Raw genomic sequence first — 17,954 nt, 5'->3', positions numbered from 1 at the left:
CGAGTCATACGGATGCCTGTCAAGACGCAATCTGCGCGCCCGGCAACTATGCAGGCAACTACGCAGGCAACTACGCGCTGGGCGTGGGCGATACCCGGTCAGGCGTCACTTCGAGCGGGAAGACCTCGAGCACCGTCGAGAGTTCCGCCGTGGAGCTGCCGCCGACCCACACGTCGAGCGTTGTGGCATCCTGCAGCCAGCCACGCGTGGCCGCACTCCAGTAGCGCAGCTCGTCGGCCCCGAGGCCGAACGTCACCGTGCGCGTCTCGCCGGCGGCGAGGTTTACGCGGTCGAAGCCTTTGAGCTCTCGCACAGGGCGAGACGACGTGCCATGCCGCTGGTGGATGTAGAGCTGCACGACCTCGTCGGCTTGCCGATCAGACGTGTTCGTGACATCGACAGAGACGGTTGTCGCCTCACCGACGGCAATCCGCTCTCGGTCGATCTGCAATCCCTCATAGCGGAACGAGGCGTAACTCAGTCCGTGTCCGAACGGATACAACGGTGTTGACGCCTCATCCCAGTACCGCTTGTCCTGCGCTTCCGGCTGGAACGTGCGCAGGTGGGAGTAGATCATCGGCACCTGGCCGACGTGGCGCGGCCAGCTGAACGGCAAGCGCCCGGCGGGTGACACGTCGCCGAAGAGCAGCCCGGCGACGGCCTCGCCCCCGCGCGTTCCCGGGTACCAGACCTGCAGGATCGCCGGAATATTCGCATCCGCCCAGCGCAAGTCGAGGGGGCGCCCCGACATCACAAGCAGCACGACCGGTGTCCCGGTTGCGGCAATGCGCTGCAGTTGCTCGAGTTGACGGCCCGGCAGGTCGATGGTCGACGTCGACGCATTCTCGCCGATCTGGTTCTGCTGCTCCCCCACAACGACGACCGCGACGTCAGCCGCGGTCGCAATCTCGACGGCACGCTCGATCTCGGCGTCGTCGTCGTAGTCGGCCGGTGTGTTCTGCGTGCTCGGGTCCATGCTGTCGAACATCGACGGGAACATCCGTGGCGGGATGCCTGCGCCCGGCGCGTACTCGACGCTCGCCTGGTTCCCGACCCGCGTTCGGATGCCGTCCAGGATGCTGACGGTCTCTTCTACGTCATGGCCGAACACCCACGGGCCCAGGGTGTCGCGCTTGCTGCCGGCCAGCTGGCCGATCACCGCGATGGAACTGAGGGCAGAGGCATCAATCGGCAGTACCGCTTCGTTCTTCAGAAGCACAGCCGTGCGCTCCGCTGCCGCGCGCGCAATATCGCGATGACCCGCCGTGCCGAGCACACGCTCTGACGCGTCTTCATCCGCGTACGGGTTCTCGAACAGACCAAGACGGAACTTAGCAGTCAGTACGCGGCGCACAGCGGTGTCGATCGTCGCCTCATCGACCAAACCTTGCTCAACGGCTTCCGGCAAACGGCTGAACGCGGGATCGAACATGCACATCTCCATGTCGAGACCGGCGTTCAGAGCGCGGGCACCGGCATCCGTCGCGGACGCCGCGAAGTGCTGCGTCTCGAGCGACTTGACGGCGTTGGCGTCGGAGACGACGAACCCGTCGAAGCCGAACTCTGCGCGCAGCACGTCGGTGAGCAGCCACGAATTGCCGCTCGCGGGCACCCCGTTCAGGTCCATGTATGCACCCATGATGTTCGCGGCGCCGGCGTCGATCGCCGCCTTGAATGGCGGAAGGTAGACGTTGTGCAGCTCGGAGTCGGAAATCTCTGCGTCCTCGTAGTCACGACCGCCGCGGGCTGCGCCGTAACCGGCGAAGTGCTTGGGACCCGACAGCACATTTTCCGGGCCGAATTCGCCCTGGAAGCCGCGCACGTGCGCAGCCGCAACCGCTGAGCCAAGGTAGGGGTCTTCACCGGCGCCTTCGACGATGCGGCCCCAGCGCGGGTCCCGTGCAATGTCGACCATCGGCGCGAAACTCCAATGGATGCCGACTGCGCGCGCCTCGCGCGCTGCAACAGCCTCGCCCGCAGCGATCGTTTCGGGGTCCCACGAGGCTGCCTGTGCGATTGGCACAGGGAAGATCGTGCGCAGGCCGTGAATCACATCGAAACCGAAGATCAGTGGGATCCCAAGCCTGGTGCCATCGACGGCGAGACGCTGCAACCGGTTCGCAGTCGCGGCATCCTTCACGAAAAGCGCGGACCCCGCCCCGCCGGCCGCGATCGCGGCTTCTGCCATTTGCGGTTGAAGGGCAAACGCCTGTTGCTCCGGCGGCAGGGTCGCGATGTCGAGATCGGCCGGAAACCCGCCCATCCCGCCAAAGTAGAAGTATTGGCTCAGCTGGCCGGCCTTCTCCTGCAGCGTCAGTCTCCCGAGGAGATCCTCGACGCGTCGGGCAACGGTCAGCGCTTGGTCACGGTACGGGAGAGGGGTCGTCATGGCTGCTCCGCCTTCGGTGTCGTCATTCTTCGGTGTTGTCATTCTTCAGTGTTGTCATTCTTCAGTGTCGTCATTCTTCAGTGTTGCCTATCAGTCTTGTCTATCAGCATCAGCGACCGGTCTCGTCGATCAGTCTCGAAGCTCACGATCACAACGCCTGCATGATCCGACTGCAGAAGGTATGCCAAACACGATGTCAGCAGTGAACGCGGTCGGGTGATCGCCTCCGACTGTGGCTGGCCGGTGCAGTCTTCCGCGCCGGGACGCCACCGATTCCTTTGAGTTTTCACAGGTTTCTCTCAAACATAGACAAACCGGCAGCCGAGGAATAATTTACGAGCAAGACGAAACGACGGCAGCAACGTGAACGGGATCGAGCGAAACACGCTCTCTGCAAACGGATGCGGTGCGAGCGCCGCCGAAACATCCGAATATTCACCGTCGAACGGATCTTGTGACTCGCATCACCTGTCTTCAGTTGTCGCCCGCAGTCGCCGACCTTGACACGAATCTTGCCCTTACAAGCGCTGCGATCCGCGAGGCGGTTGCGGCAGGCGCGCGTGTTGTCGTCGTTCCGGAACTGGCGACGTCGGGCTACATGCTCAGCTCCGTCGAGGAGGCGCGGTCCGTTGCAATCGCGCCCGCGCATCCGGTATTCGCCGAGTGGGCTGCCGCAGTGGCAGACGTCGACGGCGTCGCAATCGGCGGGTTCGCCGAGCTCGGCGAGGATGGGCTCGTCTACAACAGTGCGGCGGTGGTCGATTCGTCGGGCGTGCGCGCCGTCTACCGCAAAGTGCATCTGTGGGACAGGGAGAAGCTGATCTTCACGCCGGGGTCCGTCGCGCCGCCAGTCGTCGACACGCCTGTGGGCAAGGTCGGCGTCCTGATCTGCTTCGATTTGGAGTTCCCGGAGTTTCCACGCAGTCTGGCGCTTCGCGGAGCTGAGTTGATCGCGGCTCCAACTAACTGGCCCCGCGAGAGCGTTCCCGCCGGCGAGCGCGTGCCCGAGGTGACCGTCGCGATGGCCACCGCTTACAGCAACCACGTTGCAATCGCCTGCTGCGACCGGGCCGGTTCCGAGCGCGGGCAAGACTGGAACGAAGCCAGTTGCATCATCGATTCGCACGGCTGGGTGATCGCAACGACGGATGCGTCCGGCACCGCCGTCGCGGAGCTCGATCTCGCGCTCTCCCGCGACAAGACCATGAGCGACCTGGTCGATGTTTTCGACGATCGCAGACCTGAACTTTATGGTGCCCTCACCGCCTCCACCCCCGCCACGCTCCACCCAACCCGCTAAGGAATTCAGTATGAGTGCAACCCAGACCAAGCCACGCACCGGTGGCCTCGAGGTACGGTCGATCGACTACGTTCCGAAGAGCGAACGACACGGCAAGGTGTGGCACATCGGCCCACTGTGGTTCATGAGCAACGCGCAGTTGGCCACGCTCGCTGTCGGGGTCACGAGCTTTGCGCTCGGAGGCAACCTGATCTGGTCGATCATCGCCATCGCGATCGGGCTCATCATCGGCACCATCTTCATGGCCGCCCACTCCTCGCAGGGGCCGAAGTTGGGCCTGCCGCAGATGGTGCAGTCGCGCCCGCAGTTCGGCTACATCGGTGCTCTCCTGGTGTGGTTGTTCGCCTTCCTGCAGTACGCGGGATTCAACGTGTTCAACACGGTGCTCGCCGCCTCGGCGATCGACCAAGGGGTCAAGACTCCGGCAAGCTTCGACCCTTTCTGGGCGATCCTGATCACCGTCATCGGCGCGATCATCGCCCTGTTCGGCTACGACCTCATCCACCGGATGGAGCGCTACCTCGTGTACCTGACGGTCGTAGTCATGGCGCTGCTGAGCATTTCGGCCCTCATCCATCTGCCGTTACCGGGGGATGCCTTCAACCTCGCACACTTCTCCCCTCTCGCATTCTTCGCCCAACTCGGCGTGGTCGCCGGCTACCAGATCTCCTGGGCGATCTACGTGTCGGACTACTCTCGGTACCTGCCGGCCGACACTCCGACGAGCAAGACCTTCCGGTGGACCTTCTGGGGCAGTGCGTTCGGCGGCGCCTGGATCATGTTCCTCGGCGCCTACCTCGCCGCAGCGGTGAAGGGCTTCAACGCGGGTGACCCCGTCGCCGCCATTGAGACGGTCTCCAACGATCTGTTCCCAGGCTTCGGTACGATCGCCCTGATCGTGTTCGCGTTCGGACTCATTGCCGTCATCGTGTTGAACATGTACGGCGGGTCGCTGACGCTGATCTCCTCCATTGACAGCTTCAAGAAGGTGCGGCCGACGCTGTCGATCCGAATTGTCACCGTTGTGATCACCGCTGCGATTTCGGGTGTGCTGGCGATCGTCATCGCCGGCAGCTTCGAGGCATTCTTCGCCGGTTTCCTGTTCCTGGTCCTCTACTTCTTCATCCCGTGGACGGCGGTCAACCTGACCGACTACTTCATTGTTCGCCGCGGCCACTACGCCATCGCTGAGATCTTCAAGCCGCGCGGCATTTACGGGCGCTGGGGCTGGCAGGGCATCACTGCCTACCTGGTCGGCTTCGCATGCATGGTGCCGTTCTTCGACGTCTCGGGCTTCTTCGAAGGCTTCATTTCGCAGGCGATGGGCGGGGTGGATATCTCACTGTTCATCGGCCTTCCCGTTGCGGGCGTTCTGTACTGGGCATTCACACTCAGACTGGATCTGAAGAGTGAGCGGGCTCTTGCCGAGCAACAGGCCGCAGCGCTTGAAAACCCGGACGACGAACTCGATGACCTCGCCGGCGCGGTCGTGGATTAGACGAACACGTGGATTAGACGAACACGTGGATTAGACGAACACGTGGATTAGACGAACACGTGGATTAGACGAACATTCGGGCCGCCGGGCTACTGCACACTCGGCGGCGACGGGATCGGGTATCCCGAGGGCGCCACGTTGGCGTCGAGCGACTTCTTCCAGGCGCCTGACGAGATGTACTCCTTGAGGGCCGCACGCACCTGATCGATCCGGTTGTCGCCCTTCTTCAGGCCGATTCCGTAGTCCTCGTTCGTGAATCCCTTGCCGATGACGCGCAGCACGCCCTTGTACTGGGATTGCGAGGCGAACCCGGCGAGGATAACATCGTCGGTCGACACAGCATCCAGCGTGCCAGCTGCGAGGTCGCGCGCACACTCCGACCAGGACGGAACCTTGACGACGGTGATTTTGCCTCGATAGTGCGAGGTGAGGTAGTCGATCGATGTCGTGCCGACCGCAGCGCACACAGTCTTGCCGTCGAGCGTCTGCGGCCCGGTGATCGTGTCGTCATTTCGGCGGATCAGCAGATCCTGATGCGCTTCGAAGTACGGCCCGGCGAACTCGACCTGCTTCTCACGCTCCGGTGTGATCGAGAACGTCGAGACCACCAGGTCGACCTTGCCCGAGGTCAGCGCGCTCACGCGCTCGGCCTGGTCGATGCGCTGCCAGACGATGTTCTTGGTCGGCACGCCGAGCTTGCCTGCCACGTAATTGGCTGTGTCGATGTCGAAGCCGGCGTAGCCGTCGCTGGTCTTCAGGCTGATCCCGGGGAGGTCGTCGGCGATCCCGATCGTGATCGTGCCGTCGCCAGTCGCACTGTTGGTGCCGGTGGTCGTCGGCTGATCCGACGAGCAACCGGCGAGAGCAAGCACGACTGCGAAGGCACCGGTGGCGACCGCTGCGAGGTGTCGCATCTCACTTCCTCTTCTCGGGTCGGCCGTTTTCGTCCTCGTCCTCGTCGAGGTTGTCCCACTCGTGTTCCTCGAGATTGCTCCACTCGCTCGATTCGAACTGCACCGTTCCGAGTGCGGCGATCGGCTCGGTTTTCGGTCGCAGATCAGGAGGCGGGTAACGCCGGCCGGTGTCTGTCCACTTGCCGAGCATCCGCCCGTGTGTCTGCTCGGCGACGCGCCGCTTCACGATCAGCCAGCCGACCTCGAAGATGATGAACAGGGCCGGAATGCCGATGACCACCACGATGAAGCCGGTCTTGAGCCAGAAGTACGGCGACGACTGCCAGCCCGAGATGGCCATGCCGGCGACGACGAACACGAGGAAGGCGAGGCCGATGTAGCCGGTCCACGGACTGCCGGGCATCCGGAACGCGCTCGGTGGGAGCACCCCCTTGTCGGTGAGTCTTCGCAGTCGTAGCTGACAGAGGAAGATCGTTGCCCAGGTGAACAGAATGGCGATGGATGCCGCCTCGAGCGCGATCTCAAAAGCATCCGGGCTCACCGCGTTAAGCAGAGAGCCGAAGACATAGACAACGGCCGTCATGACGATACCGGCCCACGGCACGCCCGATTCGCTCATCTTCAACGTGAACCCGGGCGCCTGCTTCGCCATGCCGAGGCTGCGCAGCACCCGACCGGTGGTGTACAGGCCGGAGTTGAGCGACGACATCGCCGCGACGATGAGGATCGCCTGAATGACGGTGGCCATCCACGGCATGCCCATGCGCCCGAATACTGTGACGAACGGGCTGATGCCCGATGTGTACTCGCTCGTCGGCAGAATGCACACGAGCAACAACAGGGAACCGCAGTAGAACACGCCAATGCGGATGATCACCGCGTTGACGGCCTTCGGCACCTCGCGCTTGGGGTCTTCCATCTCGCCGGCCGCGATGCCGACCATCTCGATCGCTGCGTAGGCGAACACGACGCCCGACATGACGATGATCGGCCCGTACCAGGCGAAGCCGTCGCCGCTCGGCCAGAACCCGCCGGGGTTCGCCCACAGGTTCTGGATGCCTGCACGGTGCCCGCCGACGTCGAGGCTGAGTGCGACGACGATGACGCCGACGACGAGGAAGACGATGATCGCGGCGACTTTCGCGACGGATGCCCAGAACTCGAACTCGCCGAAGGCCTTCGCCGACAGCAGGTTGACGATGAGCACCACCGCAAGCGCGATGAGCACAGTCAGCCACGCCGGAACCTGCGGCCACCAGTACTGGATGTACAGGCCGACTGCGGAGAGTTCCGCGATGCCTGTGAGCGCCCAGTTGGTCCAGTACATCCAGCCGGTGTAGTACGCCGCTTTCTCGCCGAAGAACTCGCGCATCCACGACACGAACGCGCCGGAAGTGGTGCGATACAGCACAAGTTCGCCGAGCGCCCGCATCAAGAAGTAGGCGATCACGCCCACGAACGCGTAGCTGACCACAAGCGCCGGACCAGTATTGTGCAGCCGTGACGCAGAGCCGAGAAAGAGCCCCGTTCCGATCGCGCCGCCGATCGCGATCATCTGTACTTGACGGCGATTGAGGGTCTTCTTGTAGCCGGCCTGCTCCGCGTCGTGTTCCGCCCCGTGGTCGTCTTCCGAGTGCGAAGTGTTCATGGCATCCGTGCGCGACATCTGTTCAGCCCTCCTCTGACCGGTGGGGCGGGTCGCATCGCGACTCGGAGCATCGGCGCTGACGTGCTATTGAGGATGACAGATGTGTCTACCCTGGTCAATGATTTGCGGAGGCGGGTTGCGGTGTCGGGCCTCGGTGCCCGTTCGTTGAGATCGGCTCGTCCGTTCCGACATCCGTTGTCGTTCGCGCGCAGCTTACGTGCGACGCGACTTCGGCTTCTTCTCGGGCAACTCCGCGACGTCGACCAGTGCGCGCTCGATCCACTGAGCAAGCAGCTCCGGCCGCTGTGACCATGCCGTCGGCAGCGCGAGATAGCCGCCCATCGGGCGCTCGACCGGCCCGAACGGTCCCACGCCGTCGATGGCCGACAGCTCTGCCCGAAGTCCATCGTGCAGCACGCGAACGCCGATCGAGTCACCGAACAATCCGGCGAACATATTGCCGTTCACAAACGCGCCCAGGTTGCCGAACATCGGCTTGACGGCGACGCCCGGGGCATCCGGAATCACCGATTGGAAAAGTGCCTTCACCTGGTCGCTGGGCTTTGGAATCTGCATGATCGCGCCTCCTTGAAGGCCAGCGTAGAGCCTAGACGCCCTCCTCGACGCCTCTGTGTTTGTTCGACGACCAATTAGAGCCTCGTGAATCCGTCTGCACTCCACTGCTCGCTGCCCACCCCGTTGTGCACGAAGAACAATCCTTGCGGATCATAGGTCTTCTTCACCGCTTGGAGGCGCGCATAGTTCGATCCCCAGTACGAGTGCCGCCAGTCCGTGTCGAAGTAGTTGCTCTCCGACACGTACGCACCCGCGTCTTGTTTCGGCACCAGGCGATAGACCTCGGCCATTGCCGCGTCGATCGCCTCGCCGTTGAGTCGCACCTCGGCGAAGAACGGATCCCAAATGCCGTGCACTGTCGCGTCGTCGAGTCCGGCCTGAGCCATCGACACAACGACGGAACGGTCGGGAACGACGTGAAGCTGCTCACCCCAGTGTTCGTTGAACAGGTTGTCCGCGTAGAAGTCCACGACCCGCGCGATCAGTGCGCGAAATGTCTGGTCGCTGTCGGCTGCGATCGAGGCAGAGACATGCCCGAAGTGCTCAGGCAGGCCGTGGGTCTGCAGCGTGACGCGCGTGACCACGCCCAGGCTTCCACCGCCGCCACCCTTCAGACCCCAGAACAGCTCCGGGTCTTGACAGGCGTTGACGACGTGAATCGCGCCGTCGGCTGTCACCACCTCAGCCTCGAGCAGGCTGCCCGCTGCCGTGCCGTAGCGCTTCGAGAAGCTGCCGAATCCGCCGCTCTGGATCAGCCCGGCAACCCCGACGGTGAGGCACCCGCCTCCTTGGACATAGCGGCCATGCTGTCTGGTGACGGTGTCGTAGGTGGGCCCCCACAGGCATCCGGCCCCGAGACTGACCGCAGGAACTGAATCGGCCGCCCCATCGCATCCGGCCCCGACGAACGCGTCGTGCGTGGTCAGCGCGTTCATCCGTCGCGTCCAGATCAGCAGCGAATCCGGAGCGCAGGACGTGCCCTGGTAGCTGTGCCCACCACCGCGGATGACGAGGCGCAAGGCGTGCTCGCTGGCGAAGTTCACGGCGGCGGCCACGTCGCCGGGCGTTTCGGCGGCCACCGCGAATGCGCTCGGTTGGGTTGTCCAGGCGTCAAGCCATCCGGTGGTCTGGGTCAGGCCCGGAGTGTCGCCGATGTAGTAGGGATTCTTCAGCGCGCGGAAGACGGGATCCGTGGCTGCTGCATCCGCACCGACACAGGATTCGAGCGGCGAGGTGACCGGCAGCAGTTGCCCGGCGAGCGACTTACCGAGCGCCGCCCATTCGCTCGCGGTCGGCCATTCTGCATCTGCAGGCCTGACCCGGCGAAGCGCGTGCGGTCCGGACGCGTCGACCTCGCTCACCGGTCCTGCCTCATCGGCGATCACCGTCTGCACCTGCCTCTCGGGATGCCGTGCCCCCAACCAGCGGGAACACGCAGTCGTGCGCCCATCCTACGGGCGGTGTCGCGGATGCTGCGGGTGGTGGATGCCGCGGCGTGCGGATGCCGCGGCGTGCGGATGCTGCGGTGTTCGGATGCCGCAGCGTGCGGATGCTGCGGCTGGCGGCCACGGCGTGGTGGCAGTTCGCCCGACAACACCGTTGACACTGCAATTGGGCGGTGGTCAAATAAGGCATGAGTCGCGTCACGTGCCATGTGTCGATGTCGCTCGACGGCTTCATCGGCGGTCCGAACCAGTCACTGGACGACCCGGTCGGGGTCGGAGGAATGCAATTATTGCGGTGGCAATCGAGCAAGGATGACGCCGACGTTGCCGCGCTGAGCGAGTTGCTCGGCCCGATGGGCGCATTCATCATGGGGCGCAACATGTACGGTCCGATTCGCGGCCCGTGGTCCGGTGATTGGCGCGGCTGGTGGGGCGACGATCCGCCATATCACGCGCCCGTATTCGTGCTGACGCAGTTCGACCGCGACCCGATCGAGATGGCCGGTGACACGACCTTCCACTTCGTGACGGATGGCTTCGCCGTCGCCCTCGATCGCGCCAGAGAAGTCGCCGGCGATCAAGACATTCGGATCGCCGGTGGTGCATCGACCGTGCGGCAGGCGTTTGCCGCCGGAGTGATCGATGACATCTATCTCGACATCATTCCGATGACTCTCGGCCAGGGTGAGACAATTTTCGACGGCCCCGAGGCCGGGGCGTTCACGCAGCTCGACGTAACGCACTCGACGAGATACACGCACATTCACTACCAGGTCGACCAGGAGCGCACGCGGCGCGCATAGATCCCGATCCGCCGCTCCATGAATCTTTTCGGGGGTTCCCGGACAATACAGGGCATGAGGCAGTCCGTCGTGAGCGATGGCACGACGGTGGTCGGCCAGTTCGTCGTCGGCTCGCAGTGACCCGGCGCACGGCCGCGGACCGGCTGCGTCGGCAACCCTCGTGCCAGCAGAAATGTTCATAGTGCGCATGATGTCGGAATCCCAGGTCAATTCGACATTTCGCGCACTATGAACGCGGGCCAGCCAGCCGGCCAGCATGGGCCAGGTCAATTGCGGAGCTCGCCCGAACTAAGCGGAGCGGCGTGCGACAAGATAACGAGCAAGACTGAACCCTAGATCTGAAGGTCGAGTCGATGCACACAATCCTTGCGATTGTGGAGACGTTGAGACAAGGGGCCGACGCGTGAATTCACCTGCTGGCCCAGCGCGATTCAGCCAGAGGCGGAGATTGTCGATCGTTCTGGCGCTGAATCTTGCGCTCATCGGCGGTCTCGTGATCGTCGGGCTCGCCGCGAACTCGCTGGGGGTGCTGGCGGCCGCAGGCGACACTTTGGCCGACTCGATCGCGTTGATACTGGGGCTGGTCGCTGTTGCGCTTCGCGATCGCGACCCGGATCGCCCGCAGGCCAATCGGCCGATCGCGATCGTCGCTCTCATCAACGCCGCGATTCTGATCGCCGTTACCGTCAGCGTCGCGATCGAAGCAATCACCCGACTATCCGAAGGATCCCCCGCTGTACTGGGGTTCTCGATGGCAGTGGTGAGCTCGATCACGCTCGCGGTCATGATCGCCGGAGCTCTGGTGCTTGGGCTATCCGCGCGCCGCGAGGACATCCACATGAAGTCGGTGCTCCTGGACACTCTCGCCGATGCCGCTGCTGCCGCCGGGGTGCTCGTGGCGGGACTGGTGATCTGGCTCACCACTGGGCTCTACTGGCTTGATCCGGTCATCGCTCTTGTTCTGGCGGCCGTGATCGGATATGCAGGCGCCCGGTTGGCTGCGCAAGCCGTCGCTGCACTGCGCGGAGCCGACGTCGATTTCGACGACGACTGACTGCAGATGTCCCTCCTCTTACGACCCGCCGACGTTCCTGTTCGACGCGACCCGTGCGAGCCACGCGTCGATGAGGGTGAACGGGATCGGGGCATAGTCGAATGCGTCAACGCCGACGTGGAATTGGGTGCCATCCGGCCCGTGGTCGCGAGCGTGGGTGTGGCCGTGAATCAGCGGCATGCCGCGGTCGATCGGTCGCTTGCTGAAGTGGCGCTCCTGTTCCTGCGAGTCACCGCGGTAGGGGTAGTGGCTGGCCAACAACACCCGACCGTGACGGGTGCCTTGGACGATCTCGGGGAGGATCGTCCAGCCGTACCGCTGGTACAGCGGGGTGAACCTTTCGACTGCCCTCTTCGTCTGAGTCGCGGTCGAGACGCGATCATGGTTTCCGGGCACCAGCAACTTCTGACCGGCCAGCCGCCCGGTGACGGCGACCGACTCCTCGATCCGACCCAATGCGAGGTCGCCGAGATGCAGCACCACATCGTCAGGGCCGACCACGGTGTTCCAGCGGCGAATCAGCTCGTCATCCATTTCATCGGCCGACCCAAACGGCCGGTGCGCCAGTGCATTGATGCGAGCATGACCGAAGTGCGTGTCCGAGGTGACAAAATCAACACGGTCGAAGTCGATCTGGCCGAAGTCAAATGGGGGTAGCGCGCCGGTCGCCATGCTTCCCCAATCTAGTGCCGGTGCGCCACATCAGAACCACGGCGGGCACCGTCGCGCACGCGGTGAGACCGAACGCCCACCAAAATGTGTGCCCGAATGCGTTTGCGATGTCCGCGGCGCTGCCGGCGGCATCCGTCAGCCCTGTTTGCAGTGCAAGAGCGAGCAGAGCGACACCGAGCGACGCCCCGAGCTGCTGCACGATGCGCAGGGCGCTGGTGGCGCGCGGGATGCTCGCCGCATCAAGGCCGCGATAGGCGATCGCGGTTGCCGACACGACGACTGCGCCGAAGCCGAGCCCGAGCACGAAGAGCGCTCCCGTGATGACCCAGCCATCGGTGCTCGGGTCGAGCACCGTCAGCCCGGCCAGCCCGCCGACGGCAAGAATCACTCCGCAAAGTGCGATCGGGGCGGCGGACATCCGGTCGACGAGTGACGAGCGCGCTGCGATGCCGATCGCTGCACCCAGGCCTTGGGGCGCCAGCAAGAGGCCGGCGAGTAGCGCGCTGTCGTCGCGTGCCAGCTGAAAGTACAGCGGCACGAGCAGCATCGCGCCCATCAGACCATAATGACGAAGAACAGCAACCCGGATGCCGCTGCGAACGACCGCGAGCGGAACACCCGGATATCGATGAGCGGCTCTCGCAGCTTTCTGTCTTCACGATGGTCTCAGGTGGTTCGCCGGATGCTTCGGGGTCGCGGGATGCCTCGCCCGGCGATTCGCGTGCCGATCACGTTTTCACGGACGGGCTCACCTGGTTGCTCGACGGTTTCGAGCACGAAGCGGCCAAGCAGTGATCTAGTCGCTGTCTTCTCGCCAGGGTGCGACGTCGACCTCGTTGCCCTCCGCGTCGGCGAGCGTCCACCAGTGCGGTGCGTACGCGTCGGTGACGATGTGGCCGCCGGCCGCCAGTGCCGCCGCGATGCGCGTCTCGACCAGATCGCGCGGAACCGAGACATCGATATGGATGCGATTGCGCCCGGGTCGGGGCTCATCCATTTGCTGGAAGGTGACCCACGGGCCGCGGCCCAGCGGGTCCACAACGTCCTCATCGCTGAACTGGTTGTAGCCGAGCACGGCGCTCCAGAACGGCAGAACCTCTGGAATGACGAGCGCGTCAATCGAGACCTGCACGGTCTGCACCTTGGACGGGTCGGCCGCGATGCCGAGCTCGCGGGCCGCCGTCGAGATCTGCTGCGCGAGCGCGACGTCGCGGTCACTGATGTCGCCGACCTCATGCGTGAACAGGCCCACCGTCACGCCGGGGTAGCGCAAATCGACGTCGGGATGATGGTTCGCGGCGTCAGCGAGCCGCCCGATGGCCTCGACCAGTTCAACACCTTTCGCAAACGAGCCGGTGGCGAAGTACGCCTTCGCTCCGTCAAAGAGCACCCGCCAGTCCTCGACTCCGTTCGCCGCATGAAACTGCTTGGGTGAGATGCGCTCGACCATCTGCGCCTCCAGTCGTGGGGATTAGTGAGTCAACTCTCCTCCGCCGGTCCGAACGGCGTCAACCGCACAGCCACATCCGTGGACTGCGCCGACCAACAGCTCGACGTCTTCGGGAGGGCACTACGCCCGGCGGAGTAGAGCGAGTGCCTCTGACGGGAGGACGCCCCCGGCGGCGCACGCGGCCAGGATTGGTGTCGTCCCACCCCATTCTTCGAAAGGATCTGCCATGACTGCTGCCCTCGAGAAGCGGATGTCTGTGCGCGCGCTCAGCGGATTACGACTCCAGCTGTACATCGCAGTCATCTTGCTGGTTGTCGAGTTCGCCCTCGGCACCTTCGTCAATCTCTACGCCAAACTACCTGCCGCCGACAAAGGCACCTCACTGTTCGCCGCGTTCGGCGCAGCGGTCGGATCAGGCCCGGTGAGCGTTGCCCTACACGCAATTCTGGGCACGCTGATCGTTCTGGCCGGAATCTCGGTGATCGTGCGCGCGGCGTCGATCCGCAGCATCCTGCATCTCGTTCTCGCGATCGTGGGCATGCTCGCGGTTCTGATGGCGTGGGTGTCTGGAACCGGTTTCATCGGCAGCCAGGCAGAGGGCGCCTCATTCGGGATGGCAGTCGCTACTGCTATCGCGTTGCTCTGTTATGCGACGTCGCTGTTCCTGTTACCGCGACCGGCCGCCGACGAGGTCAACTCGCAGCCGCGGCCGCATGAGAGCGACTGACGATGGCGCCCGGCCATCACGGCGGGTTCAGATGGCGCAGCAGGAAAGCATCGAAACGTCGGTCGTGTAGGACTGTGCCGCGATCTTGATGCCTTCGGCCATCGTCAGATATGGGCTCCACATGTGGGCGACTTGGTCGACCGTCATCCCGGCCTCAAGAATGTAGACACCAGCGGCGGCGATTTCTCCGGCGTCTTTCGCGACCGCTGTGATGCCGAGAATACGCCCGGAGTCGCGGTCGGCAACGAGCTTGATGACCCCGCGCGTATCGCGATTGACCAGTGCACGGGGCACGAACTCCAGCGGGATCACCCCGCATTGACAGCGGATGCCTGTCGCATTTGCTTGCTGATCTGTCATTCCCACCGCGGCCAATGCAGGGCTGGTGAACACAACACGAGGCAGGTGGCGGTAGTCGACCTCGCGGCCGGCGTTGGTGAACGCATTCTCCACTGCCAAGGCGCCGTTGTTCGCGGCGACGTAGACGAACTCGCGGTATCCGGTGACGTCGCCGGCGGCCCAGATCCTCGAGTTCGTACTCGCCAGCATCGTGTCGACCACCACCTCGCCTTTCTCCCCGACCTCAACACCCACGGTGGTGAGGTTCAAGCCGGCGGTGACCGGGCGCCGGCCGGTGGCAACGAGAAGCCGGTCGGCTCGGAACTCCTTTCGCCCGCCGTCCACAACTGCGGTCGCCACAACCTGACCGGATTGCCGGTCGGTGCGCACCGCGGTCATCCTCGCGCGAGCAACAACGCGGATGCCTTCGTCGGCGAAGACGTCGGCCAGCGCGTGCGAGGCTTCCGGCTCTTCCGCCGACGCCAGCCGTGATCGCACAAGCATTGTCACCTCCGAGCCGAGGCGGGCGAACAGTTGCGACTGTTCGAGTGCGACGTAGCCACCGCCGAGCACAAGCAGCGACTGCGGAACGTCTTCGAGCTCCATGGCGCTGGTTGAGGTCAGGTAATCGACATCCGCCAATCCGTCTATCGGCGGCGCCCACGGGGTCGACCCTGTCGCAATCAAGTAGTGGGCTGCGCGCACGGTTTGAACGGCACCGTCTGAGCCGGTAACCGCAAGCACCGGGTCGGTGGCGGACCCGGCGAAGGCAGCATCTCCGTGCAGCAGTTGCCATCCGTAAGCGTTAATGAGGTCCACGTATTTCGAGGCCCGCATATTCTCGATCAGCACGTTCTTACCTCGAATGAGCCCCGGCATGTCGACAGAGTCGGCGGTGGACCTGATGCCCGGAAACCGGCTCGCCTCCAGAGCAATGTGGCGTGCATCAGCCGCAGCCAACAGCGCTTTCGAGGGAATACATCCGGTGTTCACGCAGGTGCCACCGATCGTGTTGCGTTCGATCATGACGACCTGCTTGCCGAGGCTGGTCGCTCGAATAGCCGCAGCGAACGCTCCGCCGCCGGAACCGATGATGGCGAGATCGAATTCGAGTGTGGATGAATTGGACACGCGGCCTCCTTGAGTAGCGAATGCAGATAAGCGAATACGCCAGCCGGGGCCTCTGCGCGTAGTCGGTCCACGTCTGCTATCTCACACACTGCACCTTCCCCTATGCTGGAAGGTCAAGCGGCGGGGAACGCCCGACTGCAGGTTGAAAGGTGCATTGTGCGCATTGGAGAAGCAGCAGCGGCCAGCGGCACCACGACCAAGACCATCAGGTTCTACGAGGATCAGGACCTCTTGCCGACCCCGCGCCGAGCGCCGAACGGGTACCGCGATTACGGAGATGAGACGGTCGCGCGCCTGGATTTCATCCGCCGGGGCCGCAGCGCCGGTCTCAAGCTGGCGCAGATCAGCGATATTCTGCGGGTCCGCGACGCGGGGGATGCCCCCTGTACACACGTGGTCGACGTACTGGACCGGCAGATCGCAAGCCTTGATCAACAGATCGATGAGCTGACCGCGCTTCGCGCATCCGTCACCGAATATCGTGACACAGTTGCCGCCGCAGATCCTGTCGACTGCGACGCCGGTCGCATCTGCAGCTTTCTCTGACCTGCGCGGCGACGAGTGCCGATCGCACCTCCGCGGCCCTCATGCGGCTTCAGAGCGTGGCTATCGTTGTTCGGAGGATGCGAGCACTTCCCTATGCAGGCGGCTGACGCTCGAACGGGCTACTCCTCGCGGGTGAACGGTTCTCAGGCAAGCGCACTGAGTACAGCGAGATGCACCTGAACCGGCTTCGGCTGGTGCGCGCCATGCTTGAGGTGGGTAACCTCTCGACCGCATCCATTCTCGAGATCCTCGCGGCGCTGGACGCGCCTGAGCTGGACATCGTGTACGCATTCGAGATCGCGCAACGGTCGCTCGCGCGGCCTCTCGTCACGGTCACGGGCCAGCCGTCGGCGGCTGCGGTGGCGCGGGTGGACGCTCTGGTGAGCGCCCTAACCCGAGATTCGATGTCACCGCGCTCCTACCGACAAGAAAGCGACCACAGCCATGAACCCGATCAAACATCATGTCGTCCTCGGCGCAACGGGAGTCGTCGGACGAGAGGCCACCGCCGCGTTGCGGGCAATGGGGCGTGAGGTCGTTTGTGTGTCGCGATCCGGCCGACCGTCGCCCGGCAACGCGGCCCTCGCCGTTGACCTGCTCGACAGCGCCGCAACCAGGCGCGCGCTGCACGAGTCCGAGGTCGCCTACCTGACCGTGGGATTGGCGTATACGCGCAAAGCGTGGCGAATCGAATGGCCGGTGATCTTGCAGAACACCATCGACGCGTGCCTGGAACACGGCACGCACCTCGTCTACTTTGACAACGTCTACCCCTATGGGCGCGTGGAGCAACCCATGACGGAATCAACACCGATTCGGCCGACCAGCAAGAAGGGACAACTGCGCGCCCTACTGCTGCAGATGCTCGATACCGCGGCGAACGACCGGGGTCTCGCCTTCACCGTGGGACGCAGTGCGGATTTCTACGGGCCCGGAGCGGCCACAAGTGTGTTCAACGCGTTCGTCATCGATAAAGTCGCCGCGGGCAAAGACCCGACCTGGATGCTCGACACGCACCAACCCCACTCGATGACGTACACGCCTGACATTGGCAAGGCACTGGCCACCCTCGGAACCGAGCCGCGCGCACGCGGAAAAATCTGGCACCTCCCCACTGCGAGTGCACTGACTGGGGACGAATACATGTCCATGGCCAGTGGAACCCCCCGCGGTCATCGCACGATGACCTTGACGACCCTTCGTTTCGGGGCCGCTTTCAACCGAGCAGCACGTGAAGCGCTTGAGCTGTCGTACCAGAACAGTGCGCCATACATTTTCGACTCCACACTTTTCGAGAACACCTTCGCGATCCGCCCCACCCCCTACGCCGACGGAATCCACACCGCTGTCGAAGCCGCACGACTTCTGCGGCAACCAGCGTGACTTTTCGTCCGCTCGCATGACAACGGACAGGGGCATATGTCATGCAAATCAAACTCGCAGAAAAATAACGAACGTATAA

General features: G+C 64.0%; 18 protein-coding genes and 1 pseudogene. 9 read left to right on the top strand and 10 right to left on the bottom strand.

All coding sequences use genetic code 11. The annotated features are described in order from the left end of the window. Positions 1-70: 70 nt before the first annotated feature. Positions 71-2,389 (bottom strand): glycoside hydrolase family 3 N-terminal domain-containing protein, encoded by a 2,319-nt coding sequence (locus QU604_RS02930; protein ID WP_308467306.1) that lies wholly within the window; start codon positions 2,387-2,389, stop codon positions 71-73. Between the two features lie 454 nt (positions 2,390-2,843). Here QU604_RS02930 and QU604_RS02925 point away from each other — a divergent pair, with 454 nt between their 5' ends. Beyond that, on the top strand, positions 2,844-3,689 hold the full coding sequence (locus tag QU604_RS02925; RefSeq protein ID WP_308467305.1) for a nitrilase-related carbon-nitrogen hydrolase: 846 nt from the start codon (positions 2,844-2,846) through the stop codon (positions 3,687-3,689). A gap of 10 nt (positions 3,690-3,699) precedes the next feature. Beyond that, positions 3,700-5,187 carry a purine-cytosine permease family protein gene (locus QU604_RS02920; RefSeq protein WP_308467304.1) on the top strand — a complete coding sequence of 496 codons (1,488 nt, stop codon included), beginning with the start codon at positions 3,700-3,702 and terminating at the stop codon, positions 5,185-5,187. An 89-nt stretch (positions 5,188-5,276) separates the two neighbouring features. Here the strand turns inward: QU604_RS02920 and QU604_RS02915 are convergent, their stop codons facing one another. The 5 genes from QU604_RS02915 to QU604_RS02895 form a co-directional block, all read right to left on the bottom strand. Next, positions 5,277-6,101 (bottom strand): glutamate ABC transporter substrate-binding protein, encoded by an 825-nt coding sequence (locus QU604_RS02915; protein ID WP_308467303.1) that lies wholly within the window; start codon positions 6,099-6,101, stop codon positions 5,277-5,279. A 1-nt stretch (position 6,102) separates the two neighbouring features. Beyond that, the gene (locus QU604_RS02910; protein ID WP_308467302.1) at positions 6,103-7,767 is read right to left on the bottom strand and encodes an amino acid permease; all 1,665 of its coding nucleotides are present in this window, start codon (positions 7,765-7,767) and stop codon (positions 6,103-6,105) included. Between the two features lie 195 nt (positions 7,768-7,962). Next, positions 7,963-8,325 carry a TfoX/Sxy family protein gene (locus QU604_RS02905; protein WP_308467301.1) on the bottom strand — a complete coding sequence of 121 codons (363 nt, stop codon included), beginning with the start codon at positions 8,323-8,325 and terminating at the stop codon, positions 7,963-7,965. A 74-nt stretch (positions 8,326-8,399) separates the two neighbouring features. Then, the gene (locus QU604_RS02900) at positions 8,400-9,710 is read right to left on the bottom strand and encodes an FAD-dependent oxidoreductase (protein ID WP_308467300.1); all 1,311 of its coding nucleotides are present in this window, start codon (positions 9,708-9,710) and stop codon (positions 8,400-8,402) included. Then, positions 9,697-9,894, bottom strand: coding sequence for a hypothetical protein (locus tag QU604_RS02895; protein ID WP_308467299.1), 198 nt, complete (start codon positions 9,892-9,894; stop codon positions 9,697-9,699). Before QU604_RS02895 ends, QU604_RS02900 begins: the two co-directional genes overlap by 14 nt. 64 nt (positions 9,895-9,958) lie before the next feature. On the opposite strand from QU604_RS02895, the gene QU604_RS02890 reads away from it, so the two are divergent. Together QU604_RS02890 and QU604_RS02885 are read left to right on the top strand one after the other, a co-directional pair. Beyond that, the gene (locus tag QU604_RS02890; RefSeq protein WP_308467298.1) at positions 9,959-10,573 is read left to right on the top strand and encodes a dihydrofolate reductase family protein; all 615 of its coding nucleotides are present in this window, start codon (positions 9,959-9,961) and stop codon (positions 10,571-10,573) included. 448 nt (positions 10,574-11,021) lie between these two features. Further along, entirely contained in the window at positions 11,022-11,627 is a 606-nt protein-coding gene (locus QU604_RS02885) for a cation diffusion facilitator family transporter (RefSeq protein ID WP_308467297.1), read from the top strand. 18 nt (positions 11,628-11,645) lie between these two features. Here QU604_RS02885 and QU604_RS02880 read toward each other — a convergent pair whose 3' ends face one another. Beyond that, a complete protein-coding gene (locus QU604_RS02880) occupies positions 11,646-12,299 on the bottom strand; it encodes a metallophosphoesterase (RefSeq protein ID WP_308467296.1) in 654 nt (217 codons plus the stop codon). Beyond that, positions 12,271-12,888, bottom strand: a complete 618-nt coding sequence (locus tag QU604_RS02875) for an MFS transporter (protein ID WP_308469020.1) — start codon at positions 12,886-12,888, stop codon at positions 12,271-12,273. The genes QU604_RS02880 and QU604_RS02875 overlap by 29 nt, the downstream gene beginning before the upstream one ends. A 71-nt stretch (positions 12,889-12,959) precedes the next feature. On the opposite strand from QU604_RS02875, the gene QU604_RS02870 reads away from it, so the two are divergent. Further along, positions 12,960-13,094 (top strand): hypothetical protein, encoded by a 135-nt coding sequence (locus QU604_RS02870; RefSeq protein ID WP_308467295.1) that lies wholly within the window; start codon positions 12,960-12,962, stop codon positions 13,092-13,094. A 1-nt stretch (position 13,095) separates the two neighbouring features. Here QU604_RS02870 and QU604_RS02865 read toward each other — a convergent pair whose 3' ends face one another. Further along, a complete protein-coding gene (locus QU604_RS02865) occupies positions 13,096-13,749 on the bottom strand; it encodes a 4a-hydroxytetrahydrobiopterin dehydratase (protein WP_308467294.1) in 654 nt (217 codons plus the stop codon). Between the two features lie 226 nt (positions 13,750-13,975). Between QU604_RS02865 and QU604_RS02860 the strand changes: the two genes are divergently transcribed. Continuing rightward, positions 13,976-14,476 carry a hypothetical protein gene (locus QU604_RS02860; RefSeq protein ID WP_308467293.1) on the top strand — a complete coding sequence of 167 codons (501 nt, stop codon included), beginning with the start codon at positions 13,976-13,978 and terminating at the stop codon, positions 14,474-14,476. 27 nt (positions 14,477-14,503) lie between these two features. Here QU604_RS02860 and merA read toward each other — a convergent pair whose 3' ends face one another. Further along, the gene (merA, locus tag QU604_RS02855; protein ID WP_308467292.1) at positions 14,504-15,946 is read right to left on the bottom strand and encodes a mercury(II) reductase; all 1,443 of its coding nucleotides are present in this window, start codon (positions 15,944-15,946) and stop codon (positions 14,504-14,506) included. A 156-nt stretch (positions 15,947-16,102) separates the two neighbouring features. On the opposite strand from merA, the gene QU604_RS02850 reads away from it, so the two are divergent. From QU604_RS02850 to QU604_RS02845, 3 genes and pseudogenes are all read left to right on the top strand, one after another. After that, complete coding sequence (locus QU604_RS02850) at positions 16,103-16,492, top strand: heavy metal-responsive transcriptional regulator (protein WP_308467291.1); 390 nt, start codon at positions 16,103-16,105, stop codon at positions 16,490-16,492. 131 nt (positions 16,493-16,623) lie between these two features. Further along, positions 16,624-17,025 (top strand): annotated as a pseudogene (locus QU604_RS22135) (hypothetical protein); the annotation flags it as partial. Further along, entirely contained in the window at positions 16,937-17,875 is a 939-nt protein-coding gene (locus QU604_RS02845; protein ID WP_308467290.1) for an NAD-dependent epimerase/dehydratase family protein, read from the top strand. The pseudogene QU604_RS22135 and the gene QU604_RS02845, both read left to right, overlap by 89 nt. Positions 17,876-17,954: the final 79 nt, after the last annotated feature.

It is taken from the genome of Rathayibacter sp. SW19 (genome assembly GCF_030866825.1).
In the GTDB taxonomy this organism is placed as follows: Bacteria; Actinomycetota; Actinomycetes; order Actinomycetales; family Microbacteriaceae; genus Rathayibacter_A; species Rathayibacter_A soli.
This window is presented reverse-complemented; position numbering and strand designations above follow the sequence as displayed.

Bases quoted from the DNA above. Each gene is read 5' to 3' on its own strand.
- QU604_RS02930 (WP_308467306.1), bottom strand. From the start codon at position 2,389: ATGACGACCCCTCTCCCGTACCGTGACCAAGCGCTGACCGTTGCCCGA.
- QU604_RS02920 (WP_308467304.1), top strand. From the start codon at position 3,700: ATGAGTGCAACCCAGACCAAGCCACGCACCGGTGGCCTCGAGGTACGG.
- QU604_RS02915 (WP_308467303.1), bottom strand. From the start codon at position 6,101: ATGCGACACCTCGCAGCGGTCGCCACCGGTGCCTTCGCAGTCGTGCTT.
- QU604_RS02910 (WP_308467302.1), bottom strand. From the start codon at position 7,767: ATGTCGCGCACGGATGCCATGAACACTTCGCACTCGGAAGACGACCAC.
- QU604_RS02905 (WP_308467301.1), bottom strand. From the start codon at position 8,325: ATGCAGATTCCAAAGCCCAGCGACCAGGTGAAGGCACTTTTCCAATCG.
- QU604_RS02890 (WP_308467298.1), top strand. From the start codon at position 9,959: ATGAGTCGCGTCACGTGCCATGTGTCGATGTCGCTCGACGGCTTCATC.
- QU604_RS02880 (WP_308467296.1), bottom strand. From the start codon at position 12,299: ATGGCGACCGGCGCGCTACCCCCATTTGACTTCGGCCAGATCGACTTC.
- QU604_RS02870 (WP_308467295.1), top strand. From the start codon at position 12,960: ATGGTCTCAGGTGGTTCGCCGGATGCTTCGGGGTCGCGGGATGCCTCG.
- QU604_RS02865 (WP_308467294.1), bottom strand. From the start codon at position 13,749: ATGGTCGAGCGCATCTCACCCAAGCAGTTTCATGCGGCGAACGGAGTC.
- QU604_RS02860 (WP_308467293.1), top strand. From the start codon at position 13,976: ATGACTGCTGCCCTCGAGAAGCGGATGTCTGTGCGCGCGCTCAGCGGA.
- QU604_RS02845 (WP_308467290.1), top strand. From the start codon at position 16,937: ATGAACCCGATCAAACATCATGTCGTCCTCGGCGCAACGGGAGTCGTC.